The organism is Sphingobium sp. B2D3C (assembly GCF_025961835.1).
Taxonomy (GTDB): Bacteria; Pseudomonadota; Alphaproteobacteria; order Sphingomonadales; family Sphingomonadaceae; genus Sphingobium.
In genome coordinates this window covers 671,341-696,776 of the sequence record NZ_JAOQOK010000001.1, presented here as the reverse complement: position 1 = coordinate 696,776, position 25,436 = coordinate 671,341, and the positions used below count along the sequence as shown (strand labels likewise).

Sequence of the window (25,436 nt, the reverse complement as noted above, 5' to 3'; positions counted from 1 at the left end):
ATCTGCTGGGCTCGACCCTCTCAAAAATGCTGCCAGGGCGATTGGACATTTTCGACAATCCCGCAGAAATTTTCCTCGGTTCGTCGATAAAATGCCACCGGATGGCAGGTGCCTCAGCTGTCTTTCTTGCGCGCCGCACTTTTCTTTTTGCGCATCGCGTCATGAAAGCGATCGGCCCAGCCCGGCTTCACAAACTGTTCCGCGCGGACCAAGCGTAGCTCTCCGTCCCCGACATCGCGCGAGACGGCGCTGCCTGCCGCGACGATCGCATCCCGGCCGATCCGCACCGGCGCGATCAGCGCGCTGTTGGAGCCGATAAACGCGCGGTCGCCGATCACTGTTTCGTGCTTGAAATAGCCGTCATAGTTGCAGGTGATCGTGCCGGCACCGATGTTCACCGCCTCGCCCACCTGCGCGTCGCCGACATAGGAGAGATGGTTTACCTTGCTCCCCGCGCCCAGCACGGCCTTCTTGATCTCGACGAAATTGCCGACCTTGGTCTTTTCGCCCAGCCGCGCGCCGGGCCGCAGCCGCGCAAACGGCCCAACCGAGGCCTCGCGGCCGACATGCGCGCCCTCCAAATGGCTGAAGGCATGGATCGTCGCGCCGTCCTCCACCACCACACCGGGGGCGAAGATCACATTCGGCTCGACGGTCACGTCGCGGCCAAGAACGGTGTCGTAGGCGAAAAACACCGTCTCCGGCGCGACCAGCGTCACACCGTCGCGCATCGCTTCCGCGCGCCGTGCCTGCTGCCAGCTCGCCTCGACCGCCGCCAGTTCGGCCCGGCTGTTCACGCCGGCGACCTCATCAGCGCTGGTTTCGATGACCGCGCTCGCCCGCCCGTCGACGGCGGCGAGCATCACGATATCCGGCAGATAATATTCGCCCGCTGCATTATCATTGCTGACCCGGTCGAGCAGCGCGAACAGATCCTCGGCGCGCACGGCCATCAGGCCGGAATTGCACAGATCCTCGGCGCGCTCCGCCTCGGTCGCGTCCTTATATTCGACCATCTTGCCAATGCGTCCATCGGCAGTGGCGATTATGCGGCCATAAGCGGCGGGGTCGCGCGGGCGGAAGCCGAGCACGACGCAGGCCGGCGCATCCTCCTCATGCAGGCGCGCAATCATCGCCCGCATGGTCTCGGCGCGGACCAGGGGCACATCGCCATAGAGAATGAGCACATCGCCGACAAAGCCCTGCAGCGCCGCTGCGCTCTGCGCCACGGCATGACCCGTGCCGAGCTGTTCCGCCTGCACGGCGATGTCGATCCCGCGACCGGCCACGGCGGTCTCCACCTGCTCGCGCCCGGCGCCGACCACGACGATCTGCCGCGCCGGATCGAGCGCGCCGGCGCTTGCCAGCAGGTGGAGCAGCATCGGCCGGCCAGCGAGCGGATGCAGCACCTTGTGCCTGGCCGACTTCATGCGCGTCCCCTGGCCGGCAGCAAGAATGATAACGGCAAGCGGGCGGTTGATCGGATCGGGCACGGGCACTCTCTTGTTGGCGAGATCGAGGGGCGATCAGGACAGGGCAGGCAAGCCTTGCCATGTTTGACTTGATCGCGCCACTGCCCAGAAGGCATGGGGCGGCGATGACCAAATTTGCTTTCGACCTTGTCGGCTTCGATCTTGACGGCACGCTGCTGGATACCGGCGCGGACCTGACCGCCGCCGTCAATCACGCGCTCGCCACGCGCGGTTACGGCCCCTTTCCGGTCGAGACCATCCGCCCGTTCATCGGCAAGGGCGCGCGGCGCATGCTGGCGCGGGCACTGCAGGAATCGGGCGAGCAAGACGAGGCGATGGTCGATGCGCTGCTGCCGATCCTGCTGGACCATTATGCCGCCAACATCGCGGTACATACCCAGCCATATCCGGGCCTGATCGACGCGATGGATGCGCTTTCCGCGCGCGGCGTGCGACTGGCCGTCTGCACCAACAAGCGCGAGGCGCTGGCGCGCAGCCTGCTCGATCAGCTCGGCCTTACGCCCCGTCTCGCGGCTATCGTCGGCGGCGACACGCTCGGCCCCAACCGGATGAAGCCGCTGCCCGATCTGCTGCTCGACATGGTCGAGAAGGCGGGCGGCGGGCGCACCATCTTCCTGGGCGATACCGACAATGACACGCTGGCCGCCCGTGCTGCTGCCATCCCCTCGATTGCGGTCAGCTTCGGCTTCGTGCCCTGCACGGCGGAAGAGATCGGCGCGGATGCCGGTATCGACCATTATGACGAGCTGATACCGCTGCTGGAGCGCTGGACGGTCTAAGCCCCTCACTGCCCCAGCGCGCTGCCATCTTTGGAATCGCGCTGGCAATGCGAATCATCTACGGGGTGGCCATGGCCCGCGTCGACCGCTCGATCTGGATTTTGCTGCTGACGGGGGCGCTGGCGACCGTCATCGTCTACGCCCTGACCGGCAGCGCGGAAGCCACGTTGACCTCGGCGGTGGCCTGCCTGTTCGGCGTCGCGCTGCTCTTCGATGCGCTGGAGCGCCGCGCAACGCCGTCCCTGATCTCGGCACCTGCGCCTGACGCAAATGGCGCGAGCCTCAGCCAGATCGACACGCTGCTCCAGGCCCTGCCGCACCCGAGCCTGATCGTGGAGCGCGGACGGATCGAGCGCTGCAACGACGCCGCGCTGGCGCTGCTCGGCCGTCACATCATCGGGCAGGACGTGCGGCTGGCCCTGCGCCACCCGGCCGCGATCGATCTGCTCACCGGCCCCAATCAGGCGCAGGCTCCCGCCCGCGTGGACATCATTGGGCTGGGCGCCGCCGGCCAAAGCTGGGCGCTCGACATTCAGCCGATTGCCAATGGCCGCCTGCTCGCCTTGCTGTTCGACCAGAGCGACAAGCAGGCCGCCGAGCGGATGCGCGTGGATTTCGTCGCCAATGCCAGCCACGAGCTGCGCACGCCGCTGGCCGGCATCCTCGGCTTCATCGAAACCCTGCGCGACCCCGTCGCGGGCGCCGATGCGGCCACCCGCGAGCGCTTCCTCACCATCATGGATGGCGAGGCGCGGCGGATGCAGCGGCTGGTGGACGATCTCATGTCCCTCTCCCGCATCGAGGCGGACAAATATCGCTCGCCCGACCAGCCGGTGGCCTTCGCCCCGCTGGTGGAGGAAGTGGTGCAGGTCTTCCGCCAGGGGCAGAACAAGCGCGGGCAGGATATCGTGACGCAGGTCGATCCGGACTTGCCCCCGGTGCGCGGCGACCGTGCGCAGTTGAGCCAGCTGCTTCACAACCTCATCAGCAATGCGCTCAAATATGGCGCGGCCGGTACGGCGGTGACGGTTCGGGCCGAGCCGCATGAGCGCAACATGGTGCTCCTGGCGGTGAGCGATCAGGGCGAGGGCATTCCACCCGAACACCTCCCCCGCCTCACCGAGCGCTTCTACCGAATCGACTCAAGCCGCAGCCGCGCGATGGGCGGAACGGGCCTTGGCCTCGCCATCGTGAAGCACATCGTGCAGCGCCATGGCGGAATTCTTCAGTTCGACAGCAAGGTCGGGGTCGGCACCACCGTGCGGGTGGAACTGCCGGTCTTCCGCGCTCTTGCGGGCGAAGACGCCGCTGCCGGTACCGCCCGGGCCGCACCTGCCGGGGTGACCGAGTCACAAAAGTGAAACAGAAATGTCACAGAGGCGCGAGGAACCCGGTTCTAAGGCGACGCCGGGCAACACAAGCGCCTCCCGGAGACCAGTCCATGCGTCACGCATTTTTCGCCGCGTCCCTGCTCATGCTCGCGGCCTGCCAGAACCAGCCCGGTGGCGGCGCGCGCGATCAGATCCGCGCGGTCGGCTCGTCCACCGTCTATCCGTTCGCACAGGAAGCCGTGCGCCTCTTCCAGAATGACAATCCCGGCATGAAAGCGCCGATCATCGAATCCACCGGCACCGGTGCGGGCATCAGCCTGTTCTGCAAGGGCGTCGGCGCCCAGAACCCGGATATCGCCAACGCTTCCCGCCGCATGAAGAAATCCGAGTTCGAGGCGTGCCAGGCGAACGGCGTCAACGAGATCATCGAAATCCAGATCGGTCTGGATGGCCTGGCGCTGGCGGAGTCCGTGAAAGGTCCCAAGATCGCGCTGACCACCAAGCAGGTCTATGAAGCGCTGGCCGCCAATCCTTATGGCAAGGGCCCGAACAAGGCCAAGACCTGGCAGGATATCGACCCCTCGCTGCCTGCCATTGCCATCTCCGTCTTCGGCCCGCCCTCGACCTCCGGCACGCGCGATTCGCTGGCCGAGCTGATCCTGACCCCGGGCTGCGACACCGACCCGGCCATGAAGGAACTCAAGGGCAAGGATGAAGACAAGCACAAGCAGCTCTGCACGCAGATCCGCGAGGACGGCGCCTATGTCGATGCCGGCGAGAATGACAATCTGATCGTGCAGAAGCTCAATGCCAATCCCGATGCGGTCGGCATCTTCGGCTTCTCCTTCCTCGAGGCCAATCGCGACACGGTGCGCGACATCGCCATCAACGGTCAGGAAGCCACTTATGAAACCGTTGCCGGCGGCTCCTATCCCGGCGCCCGTCCGCTCTACATCTATGTGAAGAAGGCCCATCTCGCGGCCATTCCGGGCCTCAAGGCCTATATGGAAGCCTTTGCCAAGAACTGGGCACCCGATGGCGCGCTGGCCCGCCGTGGCATGGTCGCCGCGCCCGAGGATGTGCGCACGGCCAATGCCGAGCGCATCGCAAACCTCACCGTGCTGAACGGCGACGAACTGCACTGATCGGACAATCCAACCGGTGACGGCGCGCTGCCGCCACCGGTTCCTGCCAGGTTTAATGGCCAAAGGGGTATGAGCGAATGACCGGCGTAATGATCGTCCTGATCATAGGCGCGCTTGGGGTGATCGGCTGGATCATCGCCCGAGCACGCGCCACCCGGCTGCAGGCGGAAGTCGGTCGTCTCGCGACCAACAGCCGCCCCACCCAGCATGGCTGGTATGTCGCGCTATGGACCATGCTGCCGGCCTTCGCCTTCCTCGCGGTCTGGGCGAATGTGATGCCCGCGCTGATCGCGGACTCGGTGCTGGCTACGCCCGCAGCCCAGAGCCTGCCCACCGACGATTTCTCCCGCAACGCGATCCTCGCCGAAGCACAGTCCATTGCCACCGGGTCGCAGGCCGCCGCCTTCAATCCGCAAGCCACGGAGCTGGTCGAACCCTATCGCGTCGCGACGACGCGCTATTCGACCATGGGCGCGATCCTCGCCGCGATCCTGGCCTTCGCCTGCGGCGCCTATGCCCTCTCGCGCGTGCGCCCCGCCTTCACCGCCCGCCACCGCGTCGAGAAGGTGGTGATGTGGTCGCTGCTCGGCGCCTCGCTGATCGCCATCGTCACCACCGCCGGCATCGTCGCCTCGCTGGTGTTTGAATCGATGCGCTTCTTCTCGATGGTCAACCCATTCAACTTCCTGTTCGGCCTCAACTGGAGCCCGCAATCGGCCGCGATGGGCTATGGCAATGAGGACGCCTTTGGCGCAGTGCCGCTGTTCTGGGGCACGATATTCATTGGCGCCATCATCGCCATGATCGTCGCCATTCCGCTCGGGCTGATGAGCGCCATCTACCTCACCCAATATGCCCGCCCGACGACCCGCAAGTGGATGAAGCCCATTCTTGAGGTGCTCGCCGGCGTTCCGACGGTGGTCTATGGTTATTTCGCGGCGCTGACCGTCGCGCCGGCGCTGCGCAGCCTCGCGGTCTCGCTCGGCATTTCCAATGCATCCTCCGAGAGCGCGTTGGCCGCGGGCCTCGTGATGGGCATCATGATCATCCCCTTCGTCTCCTCCATGGCGGACGACAGCATCGCCGCCGTGCCGCAATCGATGCGCGACGGCAGCCTCGCCATGGGCGCGACGACCAGCGAGACGATCCGCAAGGTGCTGATCCCCGCCGCGCTACCCGGCGTCGTTGGCGGCGTGCTGCTCGCCGTGAGCCGCGCGATTGGCGAGACCATGATCGTGGTGATGGCGGCCGGCCTTGCCGCCAACCTCACCCTCAATCCTTTCTCCAGCGTGACGACCGTGACCACCCAGATGGTCCAGCTCCTGACCGGTGACCAGGAATTCGACAGTGCCAAGACGCTCGCCGCCTTCGCGCTCGGGCTGGTGCTTTTCGTGGTCACATTGCTGCTCAACATCGTCGCCCTGCGGGTCGTGAAGAAATATCGGGAGGCTTACGAATGAGCGGCGAGACTGTTCTCGACCGGGCTGCGGCCAGCGACCGCGCCGAACGGGTGCCGACCGACTGGCGCGGCGATGCGATGAAGCGCCGCATTGCGCGCCGTTACGCCGCCGAGCGCCGGTTCCGCCTGTGGGGCATGGCCGCCGTGCTGGTTTCGGCAGGCTTCCTTGCCTTCCTGCTCATCTCGATGATGGGCAATGGCCTGCGCGGCTTCACGCAGACGGAAGTCGCCGTGCCCATCGATTTCCCGCGCTCGCCCGCGCTGATCGATCCGGCGGTGCTTGCGACCAACCCCGAGCAGGCGCTGGCCAGTGCCAATCTGCCGGCGGTGCTGGAGCAGGCCACGAGGGAGGCGTTCGGCCTCCCCGAGACCCAGATCCTCTCGCCCAACGCCGTGCTCACCCTGCGCAAGGCGATCATCAGCGATCCAACCATTCTCCAGCGCAAGGCCACGGTGAACCTCCCCGCCTCGACCGGCCTGGACGTGGCGATGAAGAGCGACGGCACGCCCGCCGATGAGGCATTGGTCGCCAAGCTCGGCGATGCCGGCGCGCTCTCCACCGCCTTCAATATCGGCTTCCTCACCGGCAGCGATGGCACCGACCCGACGATGGTCGGCATCTGGGGCGCGCTCAAGGGCTCGCTGATCACGATGGTGATCACGCTCGCGCTGAGCTTCCCCATCGGTGTGTTCGCCGCACTCTATCTGGAGGAATATGCGCCGCGCAATCGCTGGACCGACCTCATCGAAGTGTCGATCAACAATCTGGCAGCGGTGCCCTCGATCATCTTCGGCCTGCTCGGCCTCGCTATCTTCCTCAACGTCATGCACCTGCCCCGCTCGGCGCCGCTGGTCGGTGGCATGACACTGGCACTGATGACCATGCCGGTCATCGTCATCGCCGGGCGCAATGCGATCAAGGCTGTGCCACCCTCCATCCGCGATGCGGCGCTCGGCATCGGCGCCTCGCCGGTGCAAGTGGTGTTCCACCATGTGCTGCCGCTGGCCCTGCCCGGCATTCTCACCGGCACCATCATCGGCATGGCCCGCGCGCTCGGCGAAACCGCGCCGCTGCTGATGATCGGCATGCGTGCCTTCGTCTCGCAGCCGCCGGGCGGCTTCACCGATCCCGCCACTGTGCTGCCGGTCCAGATCTTCCTGTGGTCGGATGAAGTGGGCCGGGGCTTCATTGAAAAGACCTCCGCCGCGATCATCGTGCTGCTGGCGTTCCTGCTCACGATGAACAGCATCGCGATCTTCCTGCGCAACAAATTCGAGAAGAAATGGTAATGGCCGATATTCAGACCAGCTCACCCAAGATGTCCGCTCGCGGCGTCAAGGTCTTCTATGGCGAGAAGCAGGCGATCGACAATGTCTCGATCGATGTGGACCTGGATCATGTGACTGCCTTCATCGGCCCCTCGGGCTGCGGCAAGTCCACCTTTCTGCGCACGCTCAACCGCATGAACGATACGGTGGCGAGCGCGCGGGTTGAAGGCGAGATCACGCTCGATGGCGAGGATATCTACGCCTCCGGCATGGACGTGGTGCAACTGCGCGCGCGGGTGGGCATGGTCTTCCAGAAGCCCAATCCCTTCCCCAAGTCGATTTATGAGAACATCGCCTATGGCCCGCGCATCCACGGCCTTGCCGCCAGCAAGAGCGACCTCGATCAGGTCGTGGAGAAGTCGCTGCGCCGTGCCGGCCTGTGGGAGGAAGTGAAGGACCGCCTCAATGAGAGCGGCACCGCCCTTTCCGGCGGCCAGCAGCAGCGCCTGTGCATTGCGCGCGCGATTGCTGTGGACCCGGAAGTGATCCTGATGGACGAGCCCTGCTCGGCGCTCGACCCGATCGCGACCGCCAAGATCGAGGAGCTGATCCTGGAGCTGCGCGGCAACTATGCCATCGTGATCGTGACCCACAATATGCAGCAGGCGGCGCGCGTCTCGCAGCGGACGGCCTTCTTCCACTTGGGCAAGCTTGTGGAACAGGGGCCGACGACCGAAATCTTCACCAACCCGCGAGAAGAGCGCACCAAGGATTACATCACCGGACGCTACGGCTGACATCGGCCGATTGGATGGACAGGAACGAGCTATGACGGAACACACGCTCAAGGCCTTCGACGACGACATCAACGCCCTGCGGGCGCTGATCGCGGAGATGGGCGGCCTCACCGAGGATGCCATCGACAATGCCATCAAGGCGCTGACGACGCGCGATGTGGCACTCGCCAAGAGCGTTGTCGCCGGCGATGCGCGGATCGACGAGCTGGACGCGCATATCGAGCGGCTGGTGGTGCAGACCATCGCCCTGCGCGCCCCGATGGCGGACGACCTGCGCGAGATCATCGCAGTGCTCAAGATCGCCGGCATCGTCGAGCGGATGGCCGATTATGCCAAGAACATCGCCAAGCGCGTGGAGACGGTGACGGCCTCCAGCCGCATGGAGCCGCTCTCGCTGCTCCCCTCCATGGCGCAGATCGCCCGCGAGATGGTCAAGTCCGCGCTCGACGCCTTTGCCGCGCGCGATGCGCAGCAGGCGCTGGCCGTGATCGAGCGGGACCGGGCGGTGGACGATTTCTACAACTCCATCTTCCGCACCATGGTGACGTTCATGATGGAGAACCAGAAGATGATCTCCGAGAGCGCGCATGTGCTCTTCATCGCCAAGAATCTCGAGCGCATCGGCGACCACGCCACCAACATCGCCGAGATGGTCCATTACGTCGCGACCGGCGCCAAGCCGCCGGAGCGGGAGAAGGGAACGTCAGTCGATCTGCTGGCGGAGGACTGAGTGGTGGTCCGCGCAAAGATGTTGCTCGTCGAGGACGATGCAGCGCTGGCGGAATTGCTCATCTGGCACTTCCAGCGAGAAGACTTCGACGTCACGCAGACGCCCGACGGCGAGGAAGCGCTTATTCTGGCGCAGGAGAGCACGCCGGATATCGTGCTGCTCGACTGGATGGTGGAGAATCTCTCCGGCATCGAGGTCTGCCGGCGACTGCGGCGGATGCCAGAGACGGCCAATGTGCCGATCATCATGCTCACCGCCCGCGGTGAAGAGGAAGATCGCGTGCGCGGCCTGGAAACGGGCGCTGACGATTATGTGACCAAGCCGTTCAGCCCCCGCGAGTTGATCGCCCGCGTGAATGCGGTGCTGCGCCGCGTCCGCCCTGCCCTCGCCGGCGAGGTTCTGACCTTTGCCGATCTGGAAATGGATACGGTGGCCCACAAGGTGCGGCGCGCGGGGCAACTCGTGGCCCTCGGCCCCACCGAATTCCGCCTGCTGCGCCATCTGCTCGAACATCCCGGCTGGGTGTTCTCCCGCGAGCGCCTGCTCGACAGCGTTTGGGGGCAGGACAGCGAGATCGAACTGCGCACGGTCGATGTGCATATTCGCCGGCTGCGCAAGGCGGTGAATGCCGGCGGCCTGCCGGACATCATCCGCACCGTCCGCTCGGCCGGCTACTCGCTGGATGCCGACGCCGCCTGACCGCGCGTCTTTAGAAACGCGCGGTCGCGCCGCTCCTCAGAATTCGTATTGCGCGCGCAGACCGAACACGTCGCTGCCATAATCGTCCCGCGTGCCGGCGACGACGGGCGTATCGCGCACCTCGACGCGCAGATAATTGGCCAAGAACTTCACCCGCTCGATCGGCACCCAGATGAGCGACACGCCATAGGTCTGCTCGCGGCCGCCATTGATCAGGCCATCGTCGAGATCCAGCCAGTCATAGCGCAGGTTGAGCTGCCAGGCGCCCGAGCCGCCCTTGTCCAGCCCGCGTGTGGGCTTGATCGAGCCGAATGCGCCATTGCGATAGCCCCGGCCGGAAGCCCCGGCGAGGATGTAGCCGACTTCCCCATAACCACCGAAGAAGGTCGGATCGGCAAGGCCGGGCCGCGCCACTTTCTGCCAGAAGCCTTCCGCTGCCACATGCCACCGTCCCCGCAAGGCCGCGAATTCCAGGCCATAGCCCGTCTCCGCGCTGGCGCTGAACAGGCCGGTGTCGACAAAGCGCACATCGGTCGTCCGCGCGCCGGGCCGGGCGCGATATTGGAGGACGTCGGTCAGATCGTTCAGCTCCCGGTGGTGCAGCGAGCCGCCGAGATGAAGCTGCGTGTCGCCAAGCTTGGGCATGAACACCAGCCGGCCATCCAGCGCATAGCTGTTGCTGGTGACGCCGGACGTGCCCAGCGCCGCGAGATCGTCCGCAAAGGCGCCGGCGGAGAGCAGCACGTCGCCGATGCGATAGGTAGCCGAAAGCCCCAGCCGCCGCTCCAGACCGAAGGCCTGCGTATAGGCCGCACGCTCGAGGAAGCTGGTTTCCAGATCGCTGGTCAGGTCTTCCAGCGTGGTGATGCGGTGATGCCCGACCGTCAGCGTAAGCGGCCCGCGCTCATAGGTCAGCCAGGCGTCGGTGAACTGCGCGCTGCCGGACGCGAAATCCAGCTCCAGCCGATAGCCAAAGCCGCCACCCAGCGTGCCGTCCGCACCCAGATAGGCGCGGCGCACGTCGGCCGACCAGCCCAAAGTGGGCGCATTGATGCCATCCGGGCGGGAAACGACGTTGGTATCGAGTTGCAGCCGACCGCGGGGCTTGAAAGAAAGCCCGCCCTCGCCGCTAAATTGGGGCGCACCACGCCAGTTGAGCTGCGCATCCGGCTTGGCGCGCGCTGCGGGCGCGGGAGTGGCAGTCTGGGCAGAGGCGACCGCCGCCTCGGGGGTCGCGGACGGCGTGGAGGACGCGCCCTGTGTGCCCTCGACCTTGTCGAGGCGGGCCTCCATGCTCTCAAGCTGCGCTCTTAGCCGCGTAATTTCTGCCCGCAGCGCGGCGACGTCATCCGGGGCGGAGGCTTGCGAGGACGCCTGGGCCAGCACGGGCGCGGGTATCGTCAGCGCGCTCGCAGCGAGAAGCGCCGCCATCAGGGGAAATCGCAAGGTCCATGCTCCGTTCAAATGTCGGACGCCGGTATGACAGTTTGATGACAGTTTTGCGACAGTCGGGTGAGAGACCTGGCGGCGACGCGCCTGCCCCTAATCCTCGATCAGCTTCATCAGCCGGCGTTCGACAGGCGCCAGAATTCCGGCCAGTTCCTGCCCCCGGCGCAGGATCACGCCATTCTCGCCGATCAGCGCCCACATGCCCTGACGGTTGCGCAGAGACGGGCGCTTCTCGATGCGCACCTCCGGGCGTTCCGCCGTGCGGCGGAAGGCGGAAAAGATCGCGACGTCCCGATTGAGATCAATGGCGTAATCGCGCCACTGCCCGGCCGCGACCATGCGTCCGTACAGATCCATGATGCGCGAGAGTTCCAGTCGGTCGAAACTCGTCTGCGTGGGCGGGCTATTGGCCGGTGTGGGCCGGGGAGGAAATGGTGTGACGTTGCTCATCAAGCCGAGGTGCGGGACTGGCCGTCAGCGCCGTCCGCGCGCCGGGCTTCCTGCTCGGCGACCAGATCCGCCAACCGCTTGCGCAACACTTCGACTTCGCATTGGAGAATTTCCAGCTTCTGTGTCGCCGGATCGTAGGTCTCGCTGCAGGGCGTACCATAAGGCGTGAACGGCTTTTGATATTCCTTGGCATCGACCAGCGTCGCGCGGGCTGGAATGCCGATCATCACCGCACCGGCCGGCACGTCCTTCGTTACCACGGCATTGGCACCCACCCGCGCGCGCTCACCCACGGTGATCGGGCCGAGCACCTGCGAGCCCGATCCGATGATCGCGCCGTCGCAGATCGTCGGGTGGCGCTTGCCGGCGATTCCATTCGCCGGATCGGTGCCGCCCAGCGTCACGCACTGGTAGATGGTCACATTATCGCCAATCAGCGCTGTCTCGCCGATGACCGTGAAGCCGTGATCGATAAAGAAATTCTTTCCGATCGTCGCACCCGGGTGAATGTCGATGGCGGTCAGGAAGCGTGAAAAATGATTGACCAGACGCGCAAGGAAGAAGAGCCGCCAGCGAAACAACTGATGCGCGACCCGATGCAGGCCGAGCGCCCAGACTCCTGGATAAATAAGGATTTCCAGCCGCGAACGCGGCGCGGGATCGCGCTCTTTCACGGAATCGAGGTAGGACAAAAGCCCCATGGCAAAGCGTCCCTTGCTGGCCGACAAGAGCAGCTATCTAGTCGCGATGCGTTGAAATTTCTAGAGCGTTGCCAGGATTAGGCCCAAGGACAATTTCCTTGCCAAGCCTCAAACGGCGGGCCTATTGTCCAGTGAGTTAATTGAGAAAGGCTTGCCCTTGCCCGACGCCTGGATGGATTTTGCGCTGATGCTGTTGCCCTTCGTGGCCGTCGGCTTCGGTGCGCAGATAATCGATGGCGCGCTCGGCATGGCCTATGGCGTCATTTCCAGCAGCCTCCTGCTCGCGCTCGGTGTTCCGCCCAAGGCAGCCTCCGCCAGCGTTCATGCCGCGGAGACCTGCACCACCGCCGTCTCCGCGATCAGCCATGTGCTGCATGGCAATGTCGACTGGAAGCTGTTTTGGAAATTGGTGGTTCCCGGGATGATCGGCGGCGTTGCGGGCGCCTATTTCCTCTCGAATATCGACGGCGAACTGATCCGGCCCTATATCCTCTCCTACCTTGCCTTTATTGGCCTCTGGCTGCTTTGGCGCGGCCTGCGCCATACCGAGGCGCATGTGCGCGACCCCCGGTTCGTGTCGCCGCTCGGCCTCCTCGGTGGCTTCCTCGATGCATCCGGCGGCGGCGGATGGGGGCCCGTCGTGACCTCGAACTTGCTGATCCAGGGCACCAGCCCGCGTCACACGATCGGCACGGTCAACACGGTCGAGTTTTTCCTCACGCTGTCGATCAGCATCACCTTCCTCGTCCATCTCGGCTGGGAGACGTTCACCACCGCCACGACCGGGCTGTTGATCGGCGGCGTGCTGGCCGCGCCGCTCGGCGCCTGGATCGCCAAGCATGTTCCGGCCCGGCCTTTGCTCATCATGGTCGGTTGCGTGCTGACCTTGACCACCGGCTACGGCATCCTGCGCTCGCTTGAACTGATCGGCTAGATCGATTAAATTACCCCTTTCCAGCGGAAAGGGCGATCAATGTCGATCTACATGCCGACCCTCAAGCAGCTCCAATATCTGGTTGCGCTGAAGGAACATGGCCATTTCGGGCGTGCGGCGGATGCGTGCTTCGTCACCCAATCGACGCTCTCGGCCGGCATCCGCGAGCTGGAATCGCTGATCGGCGTCACTTTGGTCGAGCGGACCCGCCGTATCGTGCGCTTCACGGCGCTGGGCGACCGCATCGTCACCAAAGCCCACCGGGTGTTGCGCGAGGCCGAAGAACTGGCCGCTATCGCGCAGGCCTCCGGCACGCCACTGGTCGGCGAATTGCGGATGAGCGTCATCCCCACCATCGCGCCGTTTCTTCTCCCCCGCCTACTACCCAAACTGCGCGAGGAGCGCCCGGCGCTGCAGCTTTATCTGCGCGAGGAAACCAGCCACGCGGCGCTCGACTCGCTGCGCCACGGCCATGCCGATTGCGTGCTGCTCGCCCTGCCCTTCCCCTGCGGCGATGCGGAAATCGAGGTGCTGTTCGATGATGCGCTGTTCGTGGCCTTTCCCAAGGACGATCCGCGCGATCCGCCGGCCCTGATCACGCCCGAGATGATCGACGGCAACCGCCTGCTGCTGCTGGAGGATGGCCACTGCCTGAAGGAACATGCGCTGGCCGCCTGTAACCGCGCGGAATTGCGTACCGAGGCGACCATCACCGGCACGTCGCTGCATACGCTGGTGCAGATGGTCGATAATGGTCTGGGTCTGACCTTGCTGCCGGACATGGCAATAAGGGGCGGCATTCTTGCCAACACCAAGATCACCGCGCGGCCGATCCAGTCGCCGAGCGCCCATCGCGAGATCGCCTTGGTCTGGCGGCGCAACTCGCCGCGAGAAGCGGACTTCCGATTGATGGCGGACATTTTGCGCAACGCCGCGACCAGCCAGCAGGAGACAGCCGAGGCTGCCTGAGCGCGGCGGCCGTCAGATCGGGTCCAGCCGCCCCTGCCGCCAGATTGCGGCGCGCGCGTCGTCGGCGCCTTTCGCTTCGACCCAGCCGGCCGAGCCGTCGTGCCGGATCTCCTGCTTCCAGAAGGGCGCTGAGACTTTCAGCCAGTCGATGAGAAACGCACAGGATTCGAGCGCGGCGACGCGGTGGGCCGAGGCGGTGCCGACGAAGACGATCCGCGCGCAGACCGGCAGTTCACCGAACCGGTGGATGACCGTCACGCCGAGCAACGGCCAGCGGGCGCAGGCTTCTTCGACCACCGCAGCGATCTGCGCCTGTGTCATCGCGGGATAATGCTCCAGCCGGAGCGCGCGCAGCCCGCCATCATCGCGCACCAGCCCCGTAAAGCTCGCGATCCCGCCCCCATCCAGCCCTTCCAGCCGGGCCAGCTCGCGGCCCGGATCGAAATCCTCCGCCGTGACGCGCAGCGAGATCGAGGGCGTGGCGTCAGCCACCGGTCACGGGCGGAAAGATCGCCAGCTCGCGCGCCTGGCCGATGGCAGTGTCCAAGGGCACGAACTTCTGGTCCAGCGCCGCGCGCAGACGCCCCCGGTCGGCAAAGGCCGCCGCATGACCGGCGCTGCCGGCCGACAGGGCATCGAGAAGCTGCGCAACGGTCGCCTCCGGCGAGGGCACGGGCTGCTGCTCTTCGTCCAGACCGATCCGCTCGCGCACCCAGGCGAAATAGAGAATCGTGATGTCGGCCATGATCAGACCGTCATGTGCTTGAGGCCGGCGCGCAGATAATCCCAGCCGGTAAGCAGGGTGAGCAGAGCGGCCGCCCACAAGGTGACGAGGCCGGCAAGCTGGATGAACGCGATATGCGGCAATCCGCCCGCCAGAATGAGCGCACCCAGCGAGACAAGCTGAAATGCCGTCTTCCACTTGGCGAGGCGCGACACCGGCACGGAAATCCGCAGGCCCGCGAGAAACTCCCGCAGGCCGGAGACCGCAATCTCCCGCAGCAGAATCACCAGCGCCGCGATGATATGGACGCCGTTGATGTTCTGGTTGGCACACAGGATAAGAATCACCGCGCCGATCATGATCTTGTCCGCGATCGGATCGAGAAACACGCCCAGCTTCGAGACCGTGCCCTGCGCGCGGGCGAGATAGCCATCGAAATAATCGGTGATGCCCATCAGGCAGTAGAGCCCGAAAGCCGCGAGATAGCCGAGGCGCCAGGCGTGCACAGACTCGGCCGGCCACAAAAGGGCGACAAGCAGGGGCACCGCGAGAATCCGCGAGAGGGTGAGAATGTTTGGCAAGAACTTCACGACAATGCGGGTGCCACAGCCGTCCAGCGCAGACAAGGGGCTGCACGACTCGGCATCCAATGTCTTTTCACCTGCCCATTTCGCCGCTAGAAGCCCGGCGACGGCGCGAGTCCGGCCGGATCACAAGAGTTCACGCACTTATGCAGGCATCCCTGCGGCTGCTCGGCCACCGGAAGTTTCTGCCCCTGTTCGTCACTCAGTTCCTCGGGGCCTTCAACGATAATCTCTTCAAGACTGCGATGATCCTGTTCGCGACCTATGGCGTGTTTCAGGACCCGCAGCAGGAATCGGCGTTCAACGCGGTCGCGACCGGGCTGTTCGTGCTGCCCTTCTTCCTACTCTCGGCGCTCTCCGGCCAGCTTGCGGACAATATCGACAAGTCCAGGATCATCCGCACGGTCAAGCTCGCGGAAATCCTCATCATGACGGTTGGCGCGGCCGGTCTGCTGGTCAGCGCGCGGCACCCGATGACAGGCGTTGGCCTCATGCTGACCGCACTGCTGGCGATGGGCGTTCACTCGACCTTTTTCGGGCCGATCAAATATGCGATTCTCCCTCAGCATCTGGAGCAGGATCAGGTGCTCGGCGGGACGGGGCTCGTCGAAGCCGGCACCTATATCGCCATTCTGACCGGGACGATCGTCGCGGGCTGGATCAGCCCGACCGCTGCGGCGTGCGGCGTCCTCATCATCGCGATGATCGGCTATCTATCCGGTCGCATGGTGCCGCCCGCCCCGCGCGTCGGCCCGCCCATCGACATGGATTACAATATCTTCCGGGCCTCCTGGCGCCTGATCTCGGCGACCATGCACATTCGCCGCCTGTTCCTGGCGATCATGTCGATCAGTTTCTTCTGGATGATCGCCACGGTGCTGGTCATCATCTTCCCGCCGCTGGTGAAGAACGAGTTCACCGCGACCAAGGAAGTGGCAAGCATGTTCCTCGCGATCTTCTCGATCGGCGTGGCGGTGGGATCGGTGGCGGTCAACCGCCTGCTCGGTGGCGTCGTCTCCGCCCGTTACTCGCCCATCTCGGTGCTGATGATGGCCGGCTTCATCTGGTTCTTTTCCTACGCATCCGGCGACTGGGTGCGCGCGCCTGCCGATACGCTCTATACGGTCCGCGATTTTCTCGCCGCGCCACATAGCTGGCGCATCGTGATCGCACTGTTCGGCATCGCGACATTCGGCGGCATGTTCGTTGTGCCGCTCTACGCCTTCCTCACCACCACGGTGAGCAAGGACCAGACCGCGCGGACAGTCGCCGCCAACAATGTCGTCAACTCAGGCGCGATGGTCTTCGGTGCGCTCGTCATCATGGCCGCGACCAGCGCGGGCCTGAGCAACCGGGAAGCACTGCTTATTATGTGCGGCATGTGCGGCATCTGCGCCCTGCTGGCGCTGAAGCTTCACCGGGCGTGTGAAGCGGACCTGGCAGCCGCGCGGGAAGCCGGCAGCCGCTAAGTCCTCACACGATGAACGTGTAGGCGACCGTAAAGAACGCCGCGAAGCTCAGCACAAACAACTTCCAGTCCTTGTCTTCGTCCGGCGCGGGGCGGGCTTGCGACGTCGCGTCCGGCGCAGGCCGGAACACATGGCGGGGAAGCGACTGGCGAAACGGATGTCTCGCCTCTTCGTGAGTCAGAACGGGGGCGCGTCTCATAGTTAAGAACTGTTAACCATTCTGACCCGACAGGGAAGCCCGGAAGATGGTTAACGCGCCATGCGGCACCCGCAAGTACAGTTTTGCGGTGAAATTTTACCGACTTCACCTCCAACCGTCTCAAAAACGGACCCAGTTCCAAGATGATAAACTTTTCGTCAATTATATTTGGCCAACGTCCGGACACGAACCCTCGAACCCTCTCGCGCTCATTAATCCGGAGTTTCGCCCCGTCATGGTCAAGCAGAGCAAGTGGGCTATGCCCCTCCTCATCACTCTTCTGACCACCGCCTGCGGAGGCGGTGGAGCGGGCGGCGTCAATTCCACGCCGACCCCGACACCGACGCCGACTCCCACAGCTACCCCGACACCGACGCCGGCCCCGACGCCTACCCCTACGCCGACCCCCACACCTACGCCGACCCCCACCCCGACTCCGGCGCCCGCCCCCAGCCCGAACCCGATTGCCGGGCCGAATACGAGCCTGATGGGGCCGCTGCAGAGCCAGACGTTCACCAGCAATGGCGGCAATCTCTCCGGGCGCTTTTATGCCGATGAGCGGCCGGTCGAGAATGGCCAGTCAGCCCGGGGCACGCTCTCGATCTCCTATAACGCCGCCACGCAGAGCTATTCCATCGCCACGGCCAACCGCAGCGCCACCTTCGCCCCAGCCGATCTGGTCGCATCCGGATCGCCGGCCTTCATCAGCTTCCAGAAGCTCGGCACGACCAGCGAGGCGCTGACGCTGACACGGCCCGGCACATCGGGAGAACTCACCTATCGTTATGTCGGCGGCGGCGCATGGGAGCGCGCCACCGTGTCCGGCAACACGCTCGACTTCACCTATGATCCGTTCACTTATGGCATCCAGACGCCTGCCGGCCAGCTCCAGCCATCCGGCACCGGGCGTTATGCCGTGAGCCTCGTCGGTGCGCGGGCGATCGATTCTCCCTTTGCGGTCGCGGGGAGCGGCGCCCTACAGATCGACTTCCAGAGCGGCGCCCTGACCAGCAGCGGCGTGCTGACCACGATTGACGTGGACACCGGCCTCATCAAGGGTATCGGCGCCTATTTCGGTGAGGCAGCGCTGACCAGCGGTACCACCGCCTTTTCCGGCAACTTCTTCATGGATGATGGCAAGCGCTTCAACGGCGGTTGGGACGGCCGCTTCTACGGCCCCAATGGCGAGGAAGTTGGCGCGACCTGGTATCTCTACAGCGCCGATGGCGAGGTGACCGCCGGCTATATGCTGGGCCGGCAGGACAGCACGGTGGCCGGGCTGAACATGTCGCTCACCGCCCTGCAGTTCGATGACAGCTTCGAGCACCGGTTCAGCCAGCTCAGCCTGACCGATACGGGCAGCGGAAACAGCGCAAACAATGCAGCACTGCTGCGCTCCAACGGGCTGTTCACCTACAACGCCGCGCAAGGCAGCTACCGCTATCAGGATAGCGACCGGGGCATCGACACGACATTCGGTTCCGCCAGCCTGGACTCGGCTGCCTCCTCGAATGCTCTTGCAGTCTACAGGATCACCGGGGGCGACGGCTTGTCCTATACGCTCTCGCTCAACAAGGCCGGCGCAGGCAACACCGCCATTGCGCTCAGCTATGCGAGCTTCGGCCGGTGGGAGCGCGCGCAAGCACCGGGCAGCGACAGGTTCGACCGCTGGTTCGCCTGGGGCATCCGCACCAACGGCTTCCAGATCCCGACCGGCTCGGGCAGCTTCACGGGCATCATTCGCGGCACGGCGGCGCAGTTCGGCGGCGGCGCGACCTATGCGCTGAGCGGAACGAGCAACTTCGCCGTCAATTTCGGTGCGGGCACATTTACCGGCTCGCTCAACCCGATCGGCAAGAGCAATTTCGACGGCAGCACCCGCAATTTTGGCACGTTCACCTTCGACCGCGGGGTCATGGACATCGACGCCGGACTGGCGGCGGACGTCGTGAACGGCAGCAATGCCTATCTCGGCTTTTTCGAGGGCGCCCTTTACGGCCCAACCGCGACGGAAATCGGCGGCACCTTCGGGTTCCAGACGGCGCCGGGCGACACCAGCAGCACTTACTATCTGAGTGGCGCGACAGTCGGCAAACGCACCAATTGATTTGTCCATAGCGCACCGGCAAGGGCCTGCCATGACATTGCGACGACTGAGTTGGCTGGGGCTGATCCCAGGTCTGTGCCTGCATGCTCCCCTGGGGGCGCAAGCCCAAGCGCCGACGGGCGGCACCCCGACCGTCTCCGAAGACGCCCGGTCCATCTCCGGCCTCAATGCCGCGCAGCTGTTCGACCTCGCCGATCAGGCGCGCGTCGCAGGGCGGCTGGAGGATGCCGAGACGATCTACCGTGCGCTTGCCCGCGATCCCGAGCTCAAGGTCCGCTCCGAAGCGCGCTTTCGCCTGGGCATGATGCTCGATGAGCAGGGCCGGCAGACCGATGCCGCCCTCGCCTTCCGCGCCATATTGGACGAGGAGCCGGGCGCCACCCGCGTGCGTCTGGAACTTGCTCGCGTGCTGGCGGCGATGGGCGATGAAGGCCGCGCACGCCAGCAATTGCGGCAGGCGCAGGCCAATGGCTTGCCGCCGGACGTTCAGCAGGTGGTGGATCGGTTCGCCGCCGCATTGCGCTCCAACCGGCGCTTCGGCGGCAATTTCGAGCTGGCCATGGCGCCCGACAGCAACATCAACCGCGCCACCGATGCCAAGGAGCTGGATACGGTCATCGCCCCGCTCACGCTGGATGAGGATGCGCGGGAGCAATCCGGCATTGGCCTGCGCCTCTCAGGGCAGGTCTATGCCCGTGTCGGGCTGGGCCAGGGACTGACGCTGGTACCGCGTCTCTCGGCTGACGGCACCTTCTATCGCGCCAGCCGGTTCAACGACCTCTCCGGCAGCGCCCTGCTGGGGCTGGAGTGGCAGCGGGGGCGCAGCCGCCTCATGCCTTCTGCCGGCGTCACTTGGCGCACTTATGGTGGCAAGGCTTATGCCCGCACGGAGACGGCCGATCTGCGGTGGACGCAGCGGATCGGGCGGCGCGCGCAAAGCGATGTCGGCTTTTCCTACGGCCAGTCGCATTACAACCGCAACGCCCTGCAGGATGGCGCGCTCTACAATCTGAGCGCCGGCATCGAGCGCGCGCTGTCTGCCCGCAGCGGCGTCGGCATTCAGCTGAGCGGCACGCGACAGACCGCGCGCGACCCCGGCTATGCAACTGCTTCGGGCGGCCTCACCTTGCTCGGCTGGCGGGACATGGGCCGCACGACGCTATTCGCCAACGCCACCGTGCGGCGGCTCGAAGCCGATGCCCGGCTGGCGCTGTTCCCGGAGCGCCGCAAGGAATGGTTTTTGCGCGGATCGGTCGGCGCGACCTTCCGCCAGATCGAGGTGGCCGGATTCTCGCCGGTCGTGCGGCTGGCTTATGAGCGCAATATCTCGACGGTCGGCATCTACGATTACCGGCGCACAACCGTGGATCTGGGCATCACCCGCGCCTTCTGACCCTGCCCCCTGCGGTGGGGCGTGACGGCGCGCGGGAAAGGGTGTAACGGCTCGCCCATGCCTCGTTTGCTCGCCTCGATCCATGATGTGACGCCGCATTTTGAAAGCGAAGTCGATGCGCTGTTCGACCGTCTGAGCGGCCTGCTCGGTGGTCCGCGCCTCGCCATGCTGGTGGTGCCCGATTTCGAAGACAAGGCGCCACTCGCCGGCAATGCCGCCTTTGCCGGCAAACTGCGTCGCTGGGCCGATGCCGGGGTGGAAATGTTCCTGCACGGCTGGTGTCACCGCGACGATGCCCGCGAAAAGGGCTTCATGCAGAAGCACATGACGGCCGGCGCCGGTGAGTTCGCGCAGCTCTCGCGGGAGGAAGCGCGTCGCCGGCTGGAGCGTGGTCGCCCGATCGTGGAGGACGCCATCGGCCGGCCCGTCACCGGGTTCATCGCCCCGGCCTGGCTCTACTCGCGGGACAGCCTGCAGGCGCTCGCCGATTGCGGCTTCCCGCTCGCCGAGGATCATCTCAAGGTCTGGCAGCCGGAAACGGGCCGAGTTGTGGCCAAGGGGCCGGTCATCACCTGGGCCAGCCGCACGAAGGGACGGATCGCCAGTTCGCTGATGGTCGCCGCCGCCGCCCGCGCCGCGCCCTGGGCACTGCCCAATGCTCGCATCGCGGTGCATCCGCCGGACACGACCGTACCCGCTTTGCTCGACAGCATCGACGCGACGTACAGCAAGTTCATGCGCACCCACACGCCCGCGCGCTATGCGGATCTTGCCGCCTGATGGCTGACGAGGGGCCGTTGTTCGTCCTGAGCGTGCTCCACAGCCTCGAACCGGGCGGGGTCGAGCGCGATCTGCTGCGCTTTACCAAGGCCTGGCGAGAGGCTGGGCTCGATGCCCGCATCGCGCTTGGCCGGTGGGAAGGCCGGCTGCAGGAAGAGGCGCCGGACGTCCCCTATATCATCCCGCCTCCGGGCCGGCTCGCGCGGATCGAGACCGAGAGCCTGTGGATGATGCTCAAGCTGCCGGGCATCGTGAGGCGGTTAAAGCCAGATGTGCTGTTCTTCCCCAGCAACGGGCTGATGGCGGTGGCTGCGGTCACCCGGCTTGTCCTCGGCAAGAGCTGCCCGCCCATTGTGCTGCGCCCGAGCAACAGCCTCGACGAGCGCCACAGCAGCCCGCTGCGGCGGCGGCTGAGCCGGTTCATCATGCACGGCCACAGCCATATCTATGCGGCTGTTGTAGCGATGGCGCCGCCGGTCCGCGACGAAATCGAAACCGAAATGGGCGTCCCACCCGAGCGGATCGCCATCATTCACAATGCCTCGATGACGGCGGCGGTGGCGCAGCGTCTGGCCAGTCTGCGCGACAGCACGCCGCGCAATAACCCGGGCCGGCATTTCCTGGGCGTGGGGCGGCTGTTTCCGCAAAAGAACTTCGAGCTGCTGCTGGATGCGTTCGCGCGGATCGCGCAGCCGGACGACCGGCTGACGATCGTGGGCGAAGGCCCGCTCCGCGCCGCGCTGGAAGCCAAGGCGCAAGCGCTCGGCGTCGCCACGCAGCTTAGCCTTCCCGGCCATCACAACCCTGTCGACCCCTGGTTTGCGCAAGCCGATGCCTTCATCCTGTCTTCGGACTTCGAAGGCGTGCCCGCAGTGGTCGCGGAAGCGCTGGCCGCCGCGATCCCCATCGTCGCGACGGATTGCACCATCGCCATGCCGATGATGATGGAGGATGTGGGCACGCTGGTTCCGATCAAGGATGTCTCGGCTCTCGCCGCCGCCATGGACCGCGTGTGCGACCAGAAGCCGCAGATATCCGCCATGCGCGCGCGTGCATCGCTGTTCACGATGGAGGCGACGCTAGAGAAGTGGATCGCCCTCTTCCGCCGTGTTGTGGGGAAATAGACTTTGACCCCGGCCAGATTGTTGCTATCCGCAGCGCGGACGCGATCGGGCCTTATCAAGTAAGCAAACACACATGCAGACACCAGCCCCTGCTCCGTCGAGCGACGATCCTTCCAAAGACCCGATCCCGCTTCCTGTCCGCCAGACCTCGTGGTGGGTGTGGATCACCCCGGCGCTGTCCATTGCCATTCTTGCGGTTGTCATCTGGCAGTTTCGGTCGTTCCGCCTTGACGATCTGTTGCAGACCATCCCGGCCAATCCGTTGTTCTGGGTCGCCTTTTTCGGCTATTATTTCACTGGTCTTGCCTTTGATTTCATCATCTTCCGCTGGCTCTGGCATATTCCGGGCGAAGGCCTCATCGCCCTGGCGCGCAAGAACGTCACCAACGAGCTGATCGTCGATTATCTCGGCGAGGCCTATTTCTACAGTTGGGCACGCAAGAAGATCAAAATGGAGGGTTCGCCCTTCGGCGCCGTCAAGGACGTCGCGATCCTCTCCGCCGTGGTGTCCAACATCTTCACGCTCGCGATGATGGCCTTGGTCTATCCTTATGCGAAGAGCCTGAACCTCGGCATTACCAGTTCCGCCCTAGCCGCATCGGTCGGCGTCATCATGGTCGTCTCCCTGTTGGTCTTCGTGTTCAGCAAGCGCATCTTCAGCCTCACGCGCACGCAGCTCTGGGCCATTTCCGGCCTGCATTTCGCGCGGTTGCTGGTCGGCAACGTCCTGCTCGCGGTGGTGTGGAGCCTCGCCCTGCCCGACGTGGCGCTGGGCTGGTGGCTGGTGCTGGCCACGGTGCGAATGCTGCTCTCGCGCCTGCCGCTGATCAGCAACAAGGATATTATCTTCGCGGCGGTCGCCGTGTTCGCGGTGGGTCAGGACAGCGAAATCCACATTCTCATCGCGCTCATCACCACCCTTATCCTTCTGACCCATCTCGTCATCGGTGCGGTGCTGGCCATCGGTGATCTCGCCACGATCAGGGTTGGCAGAAAAGAAAAGCGGGCCTGATGGCAGGATCGCGCGACAAGGTGGACGCCATGTGCGCCCGCGCCGGGTGACATCCATGCGCATTGTGGATGTCGCCGCCTTCTACACGCCCTATGGCGGCGGCGTAAAAACCTACATCGATCGCAAGCTTCTCGCCGGACCTGCGGCGGGGCATGAAGTGGTGGTGATCGCCCCAGGGCCGGGTTTCCGCGTTGAGGATCATGGCCCCAATGCCCGGATCATCTACCTGGAAAACCCTCAATTTCCGCTGGACCGGCGTTACCATTATTTCCGCGACGTCGACACGTTGCACGATACGTTAAGCCAACTCGAGCCCGACGTCGTCGAATGCTCCTCGCCCTGGCGCAGCGCCCGCTTTGTTGGCGAGTGGCCAGGCAAAGCACCGCGGGCGCTGGTGATGCATGCCGATCCCATGTCGGCTTATGCCTATCGCTGGTTCGATCCTTTCCTACCCCGTCCGGCCATTGACCGCGCTTTCGGCATGTTCTGGCGCCACCTCAAGCGGATGGACCAGCTGTTCGACGGCTCGATCACGACTGGCGAAGACCAGACCAATCGCCTGCTGGCGGGTGGGATGAAACGGGTCGTGACCAATCCCATGGGCGTCCAGCCCGGCATTTTCTCTCCGGACTTTCGTGATGAAGAGCTGCGCGCTCGCCTCCTTGCGCGGTGCGACCTGCCGCCCGAAGCAACGCTGCTGCTGGGGGCTGGGCGGCACGGCCCGGAGAAGCGCTGGCCTATGGTGATCCAGGCCGTGACCATGGCGGGGAACAAGGCGCCGGTCGGCCTCGTGATTGCCGGCGATGGGCGCGATCGCGCGCGTGTGGCCCGCGCCGCCGCGCAAATCCCGCACGTCCATCTGCTCTCACCGATCTCGGACAGGCAGGCAGTCGCGCGTCTCTTCGCCAGCTGCGATGCCCTGATCCATGGCTGCGAGGCAGAGGTGTTCTGTACCGTCGGCGGTGAGGCGCGCGCGGCCGGCCTGCCCCTCATCATGCCGGATCGTGGCGGTGCGGCGGATCACGCCCGCTTGTGCGAAGGGTGGCTGTACAAGTCAGCCGATCCAACAGCCGCGGCCAAGGCGATCCTGGACTTCATTGCCACGCCCAAGGAAGAGGTGCGCGCCAAAGCCCTCCATTATGCGCGACATGTGCGCACCATCGACGAGCATTTCGCCGATCTATTCGCTTATTATCAGCAACTCGTCGACAATCCCGTCGTGCGACGGACGGGCACACTGGCAGCCTGAATCGCGAGGGCGGCTAGGCCAGCCCTCCCCTTTCCGCTACTTCTTCAGCGGGCCAAAGCAGACCAGACTGCGACGATATTGCATGGTGACGTTGATCGTGGTCGGGCCATTGCCGACGGTCGCCCGCGCATCGCGGCCCTTGGGCTGGCCCCAGCACAGCTTGGGATCACCCGGAAAAGCGACGCCATCCACCGACAGGCCGAGCTTTCGGTTGGAATCGCGGTCATGCAGCAGGCTCAGCGTGTAGGTGCCTGCGCTGGGTGCCCGGATGCAGAGCACGACCGGGCCGCTGGCCGGCACCTTCATCTCGGCGCGACGGAAGGGCTTGCCCGCCATGAGCAGGACATTATCGTCGGCGAGGAAATCCTCGTCACTATTGGGATAAAGCTCAACGCGAACGAGACCCTGACGGTCCTTCAACCCGTTGATGTTGATCATATAGGCCGGGCCGCTTTCATTCGCGCGGCAGCGCCCTTCGGCCATCCCCAGCGTGGGGCTGGACGGGATATATTGCGGCGATCCTGCGGCCGCCGCCGCGGCAAGCAACACACTCAGTGTCATCAGCACTCATTCTCCTGCACCGGGCAGAC

The 25,436-nt window shown here is 65.1% G+C and carries 26 protein-coding genes; 17 read left to right on the top strand and 9 right to left on the bottom strand.

The window, feature by feature from the left end; all coding sequences use genetic code 11:
* Positions 1 to 113 precede the first annotated feature (113 nt).
* Positions 114 to 1,430 (bottom strand): bifunctional UDP-N-acetylglucosamine diphosphorylase/glucosamine-1-phosphate N-acetyltransferase GlmU, encoded by a 1,317-nt coding sequence (gene glmU / locus M2339_RS03235; RefSeq protein ID WP_264588372.1) that lies wholly within the window; start codon positions 1,428 to 1,430, stop codon positions 114 to 116.
* Between the two features lie 167 nt (positions 1,431 to 1,597).
* On the opposite strand from glmU, the gene M2339_RS03230 reads away from it, so the two are divergent.
* The 8 genes from M2339_RS03230 to phoB all read left to right on the top strand — a co-directional run bounded on the left by M2339_RS03230 (position 1,598) and on the right by phoB (position 9,702).
* A complete protein-coding gene (locus tag M2339_RS03230; protein WP_264587530.1) occupies positions 1,598 to 2,272 on the top strand; it encodes an HAD hydrolase-like protein in 675 nt (224 codons plus the stop codon).
* A 71-nt stretch (positions 2,273 to 2,343) separates the two neighbouring features.
* Positions 2,344 to 3,633, top strand: coding sequence for a sensor histidine kinase (locus M2339_RS03225; protein WP_264606148.1), 1,290 nt, complete (start codon positions 2,344 to 2,346; stop codon positions 3,631 to 3,633).
* Between the two features lie 80 nt (positions 3,634 to 3,713).
* Positions 3,714 to 4,748 carry a substrate-binding domain-containing protein gene (locus tag M2339_RS03220; protein ID WP_264587532.1) on the top strand — a complete coding sequence of 345 codons (1,035 nt, stop codon included), beginning with the start codon at positions 3,714 to 3,716 and terminating at the stop codon, positions 4,746 to 4,748.
* Positions 4,749 to 4,825: 77 nt separating this feature from the next.
* A complete protein-coding gene (gene pstC, locus M2339_RS03215) occupies positions 4,826 to 6,208 on the top strand; it encodes a phosphate ABC transporter permease subunit PstC (RefSeq protein WP_264578501.1) in 1,383 nt (460 codons plus the stop codon).
* Entirely contained in the window at positions 6,205 to 7,497 is a 1,293-nt protein-coding gene (pstA, locus tag M2339_RS03210; protein ID WP_264578500.1) for a phosphate ABC transporter permease PstA, read from the top strand. Before pstC ends, pstA begins: the two co-directional genes overlap by 4 nt.
* Positions 7,491 to 8,273, top strand: coding sequence for a phosphate ABC transporter ATP-binding protein PstB (pstB, locus tag M2339_RS03205; RefSeq protein ID WP_264587533.1), 783 nt, complete (start codon positions 7,491 to 7,493; stop codon positions 8,271 to 8,273). Before pstA ends, pstB begins: the two co-directional genes overlap by 7 nt.
* A gap of 31 nt (positions 8,274 to 8,304) precedes the next feature.
* Entirely contained in the window at positions 8,305 to 9,003 is a 699-nt protein-coding gene (gene phoU / locus M2339_RS03200; protein WP_181560146.1) for a phosphate signaling complex protein PhoU, read from the top strand.
* Between the two features lie 3 nt (positions 9,004 to 9,006).
* Complete coding sequence (phoB, locus tag M2339_RS03195) at positions 9,007 to 9,702, top strand: phosphate regulon transcriptional regulator PhoB (protein WP_181560147.1); 696 nt, start codon at positions 9,007 to 9,009, stop codon at positions 9,700 to 9,702.
* A 36-nt stretch (positions 9,703 to 9,738) separates the two neighbouring features.
* On the opposite strand, the gene M2339_RS03190 is transcribed toward phoB, so the two are convergent.
* The 3 genes from M2339_RS03190 to epsC all read right to left on the bottom strand — a co-directional run bounded on the left by M2339_RS03190 (position 9,739) and on the right by epsC (position 12,302).
* Entirely contained in the window at positions 9,739 to 11,133 is a 1,395-nt protein-coding gene (locus M2339_RS03190) for an OprO/OprP family phosphate-selective porin (protein ID WP_264587534.1), read from the bottom strand.
* Between the two features lie 111 nt (positions 11,134 to 11,244).
* On the bottom strand, positions 11,245 to 11,601 hold the full coding sequence (locus M2339_RS03185) for a DUF2794 domain-containing protein (protein WP_181560149.1): 357 nt from the start codon (positions 11,599 to 11,601) through the stop codon (positions 11,245 to 11,247).
* Positions 11,601 to 12,302, bottom strand: coding sequence for a serine O-acetyltransferase EpsC (epsC, locus tag M2339_RS03180; protein ID WP_181560150.1), 702 nt, complete (start codon positions 12,300 to 12,302; stop codon positions 11,601 to 11,603). The genes M2339_RS03185 and epsC overlap by 1 nt, the downstream gene beginning before the upstream one ends.
* A gap of 172 nt (positions 12,303 to 12,474) precedes the next feature.
* On the opposite strand from epsC, the gene M2339_RS03175 reads away from it, so the two are divergent.
* Together M2339_RS03175 and M2339_RS03170 are read left to right on the top strand one after the other, a co-directional pair.
* Positions 12,475 to 13,236, top strand: coding sequence for a sulfite exporter TauE/SafE family protein (locus M2339_RS03175; protein WP_181561460.1), 762 nt, complete (start codon positions 12,475 to 12,477; stop codon positions 13,234 to 13,236).
* 39 nt (positions 13,237 to 13,275) lie between these two features.
* Positions 13,276 to 14,205 (top strand): hydrogen peroxide-inducible genes activator, encoded by a 930-nt coding sequence (locus tag M2339_RS03170; protein WP_264573228.1) that lies wholly within the window; start codon positions 13,276 to 13,278, stop codon positions 14,203 to 14,205.
* A 12-nt stretch (positions 14,206 to 14,217) separates the two neighbouring features.
* On the opposite strand, the gene M2339_RS03165 is transcribed toward M2339_RS03170, so the two are convergent.
* From M2339_RS03165 to pgsA, 3 genes are read right to left on the bottom strand one after another with little or no spacing between them, the layout of a single operon-like run.
* Complete coding sequence (locus M2339_RS03165; protein ID WP_264570828.1) at positions 14,218 to 14,697, bottom strand: molybdenum cofactor biosynthesis protein MoaE; 480 nt, start codon at positions 14,695 to 14,697, stop codon at positions 14,218 to 14,220.
* Entirely contained in the window at positions 14,690 to 14,950 is a 261-nt protein-coding gene (gene moaD, locus M2339_RS03160; protein WP_181560152.1) for a molybdopterin converting factor subunit 1, read from the bottom strand. The genes M2339_RS03165 and moaD overlap by 8 nt, the downstream gene beginning before the upstream one ends.
* A gap of 2 nt (positions 14,951 to 14,952) precedes the next feature.
* Positions 14,953 to 15,555, bottom strand: coding sequence for a CDP-diacylglycerol--glycerol-3-phosphate 3-phosphatidyltransferase (gene pgsA, locus M2339_RS03155; protein WP_413714712.1), 603 nt, complete (start codon positions 15,553 to 15,555; stop codon positions 14,953 to 14,955).
* A gap of 104 nt (positions 15,556 to 15,659) precedes the next feature.
* Here pgsA and M2339_RS03150 point away from each other — a divergent pair, with 104 nt between their 5' ends.
* Entirely contained in the window at positions 15,660 to 16,982 is a 1,323-nt protein-coding gene (locus M2339_RS03150) for an MFS transporter (RefSeq protein ID WP_181560154.1), read from the top strand.
* Between the two features lie 4 nt (positions 16,983 to 16,986).
* Here M2339_RS03150 and M2339_RS03145 read toward each other — a convergent pair whose 3' ends face one another.
* On the bottom strand, positions 16,987 to 17,181 hold the full coding sequence (locus tag M2339_RS03145; protein ID WP_181560155.1) for a hypothetical protein: 195 nt from the start codon (positions 17,179 to 17,181) through the stop codon (positions 16,987 to 16,989).
* A gap of 487 nt (positions 17,182 to 17,668) precedes the next feature.
* Here M2339_RS03145 and M2339_RS03140 point away from each other — a divergent pair, with 487 nt between their 5' ends.
* The 6 genes from M2339_RS03140 (at position 17,669) to M2339_RS03115 (ending at position 24,846) form a co-directional block, all read left to right on the top strand.
* A complete protein-coding gene (locus M2339_RS03140) occupies positions 17,669 to 19,288 on the top strand; it encodes a transferrin-binding protein-like solute binding protein (RefSeq protein ID WP_264587535.1) in 1,620 nt (539 codons plus the stop codon).
* 31 nt (positions 19,289 to 19,319) lie between these two features.
* Positions 19,320 to 20,681 carry a surface lipoprotein assembly modifier gene (locus M2339_RS03135; RefSeq protein ID WP_264587536.1) on the top strand — a complete coding sequence of 454 codons (1,362 nt, stop codon included), beginning with the start codon at positions 19,320 to 19,322 and terminating at the stop codon, positions 20,679 to 20,681.
* A 57-nt stretch (positions 20,682 to 20,738) separates the two neighbouring features.
* The gene (locus M2339_RS03130) at positions 20,739 to 21,461 is read left to right on the top strand and encodes a DUF2334 domain-containing protein (RefSeq protein ID WP_264575400.1); all 723 of its coding nucleotides are present in this window, start codon (positions 20,739 to 20,741) and stop codon (positions 21,459 to 21,461) included.
* Positions 21,461 to 22,585, top strand: a complete 1,125-nt coding sequence (locus tag M2339_RS03125) for a glycosyltransferase (RefSeq protein WP_264587537.1) — start codon at positions 21,461 to 21,463, stop codon at positions 22,583 to 22,585. The genes M2339_RS03130 and M2339_RS03125 overlap by 1 nt, the downstream gene beginning before the upstream one ends.
* A gap of 73 nt (positions 22,586 to 22,658) precedes the next feature.
* Positions 22,659 to 23,597, top strand: a complete 939-nt coding sequence (locus M2339_RS03120; RefSeq protein WP_264570835.1) for a hypothetical protein — start codon at positions 22,659 to 22,661, stop codon at positions 23,595 to 23,597.
* 55 nt (positions 23,598 to 23,652) lie between these two features.
* Positions 23,653 to 24,846, top strand: a complete 1,194-nt coding sequence (locus tag M2339_RS03115; RefSeq protein ID WP_264587538.1) for a glycosyltransferase — start codon at positions 23,653 to 23,655, stop codon at positions 24,844 to 24,846.
* Positions 24,847 to 24,882: 36 nt separating this feature from the next.
* Here the strand turns inward: M2339_RS03115 and M2339_RS03110 are convergent, their stop codons facing one another.
* The gene (locus tag M2339_RS03110; RefSeq protein ID WP_181560162.1) at positions 24,883 to 25,407 is read right to left on the bottom strand and encodes a DUF2141 domain-containing protein; all 525 of its coding nucleotides are present in this window, start codon (positions 25,405 to 25,407) and stop codon (positions 24,883 to 24,885) included.
* Positions 25,408 to 25,436: the final 29 nt, after the last annotated feature.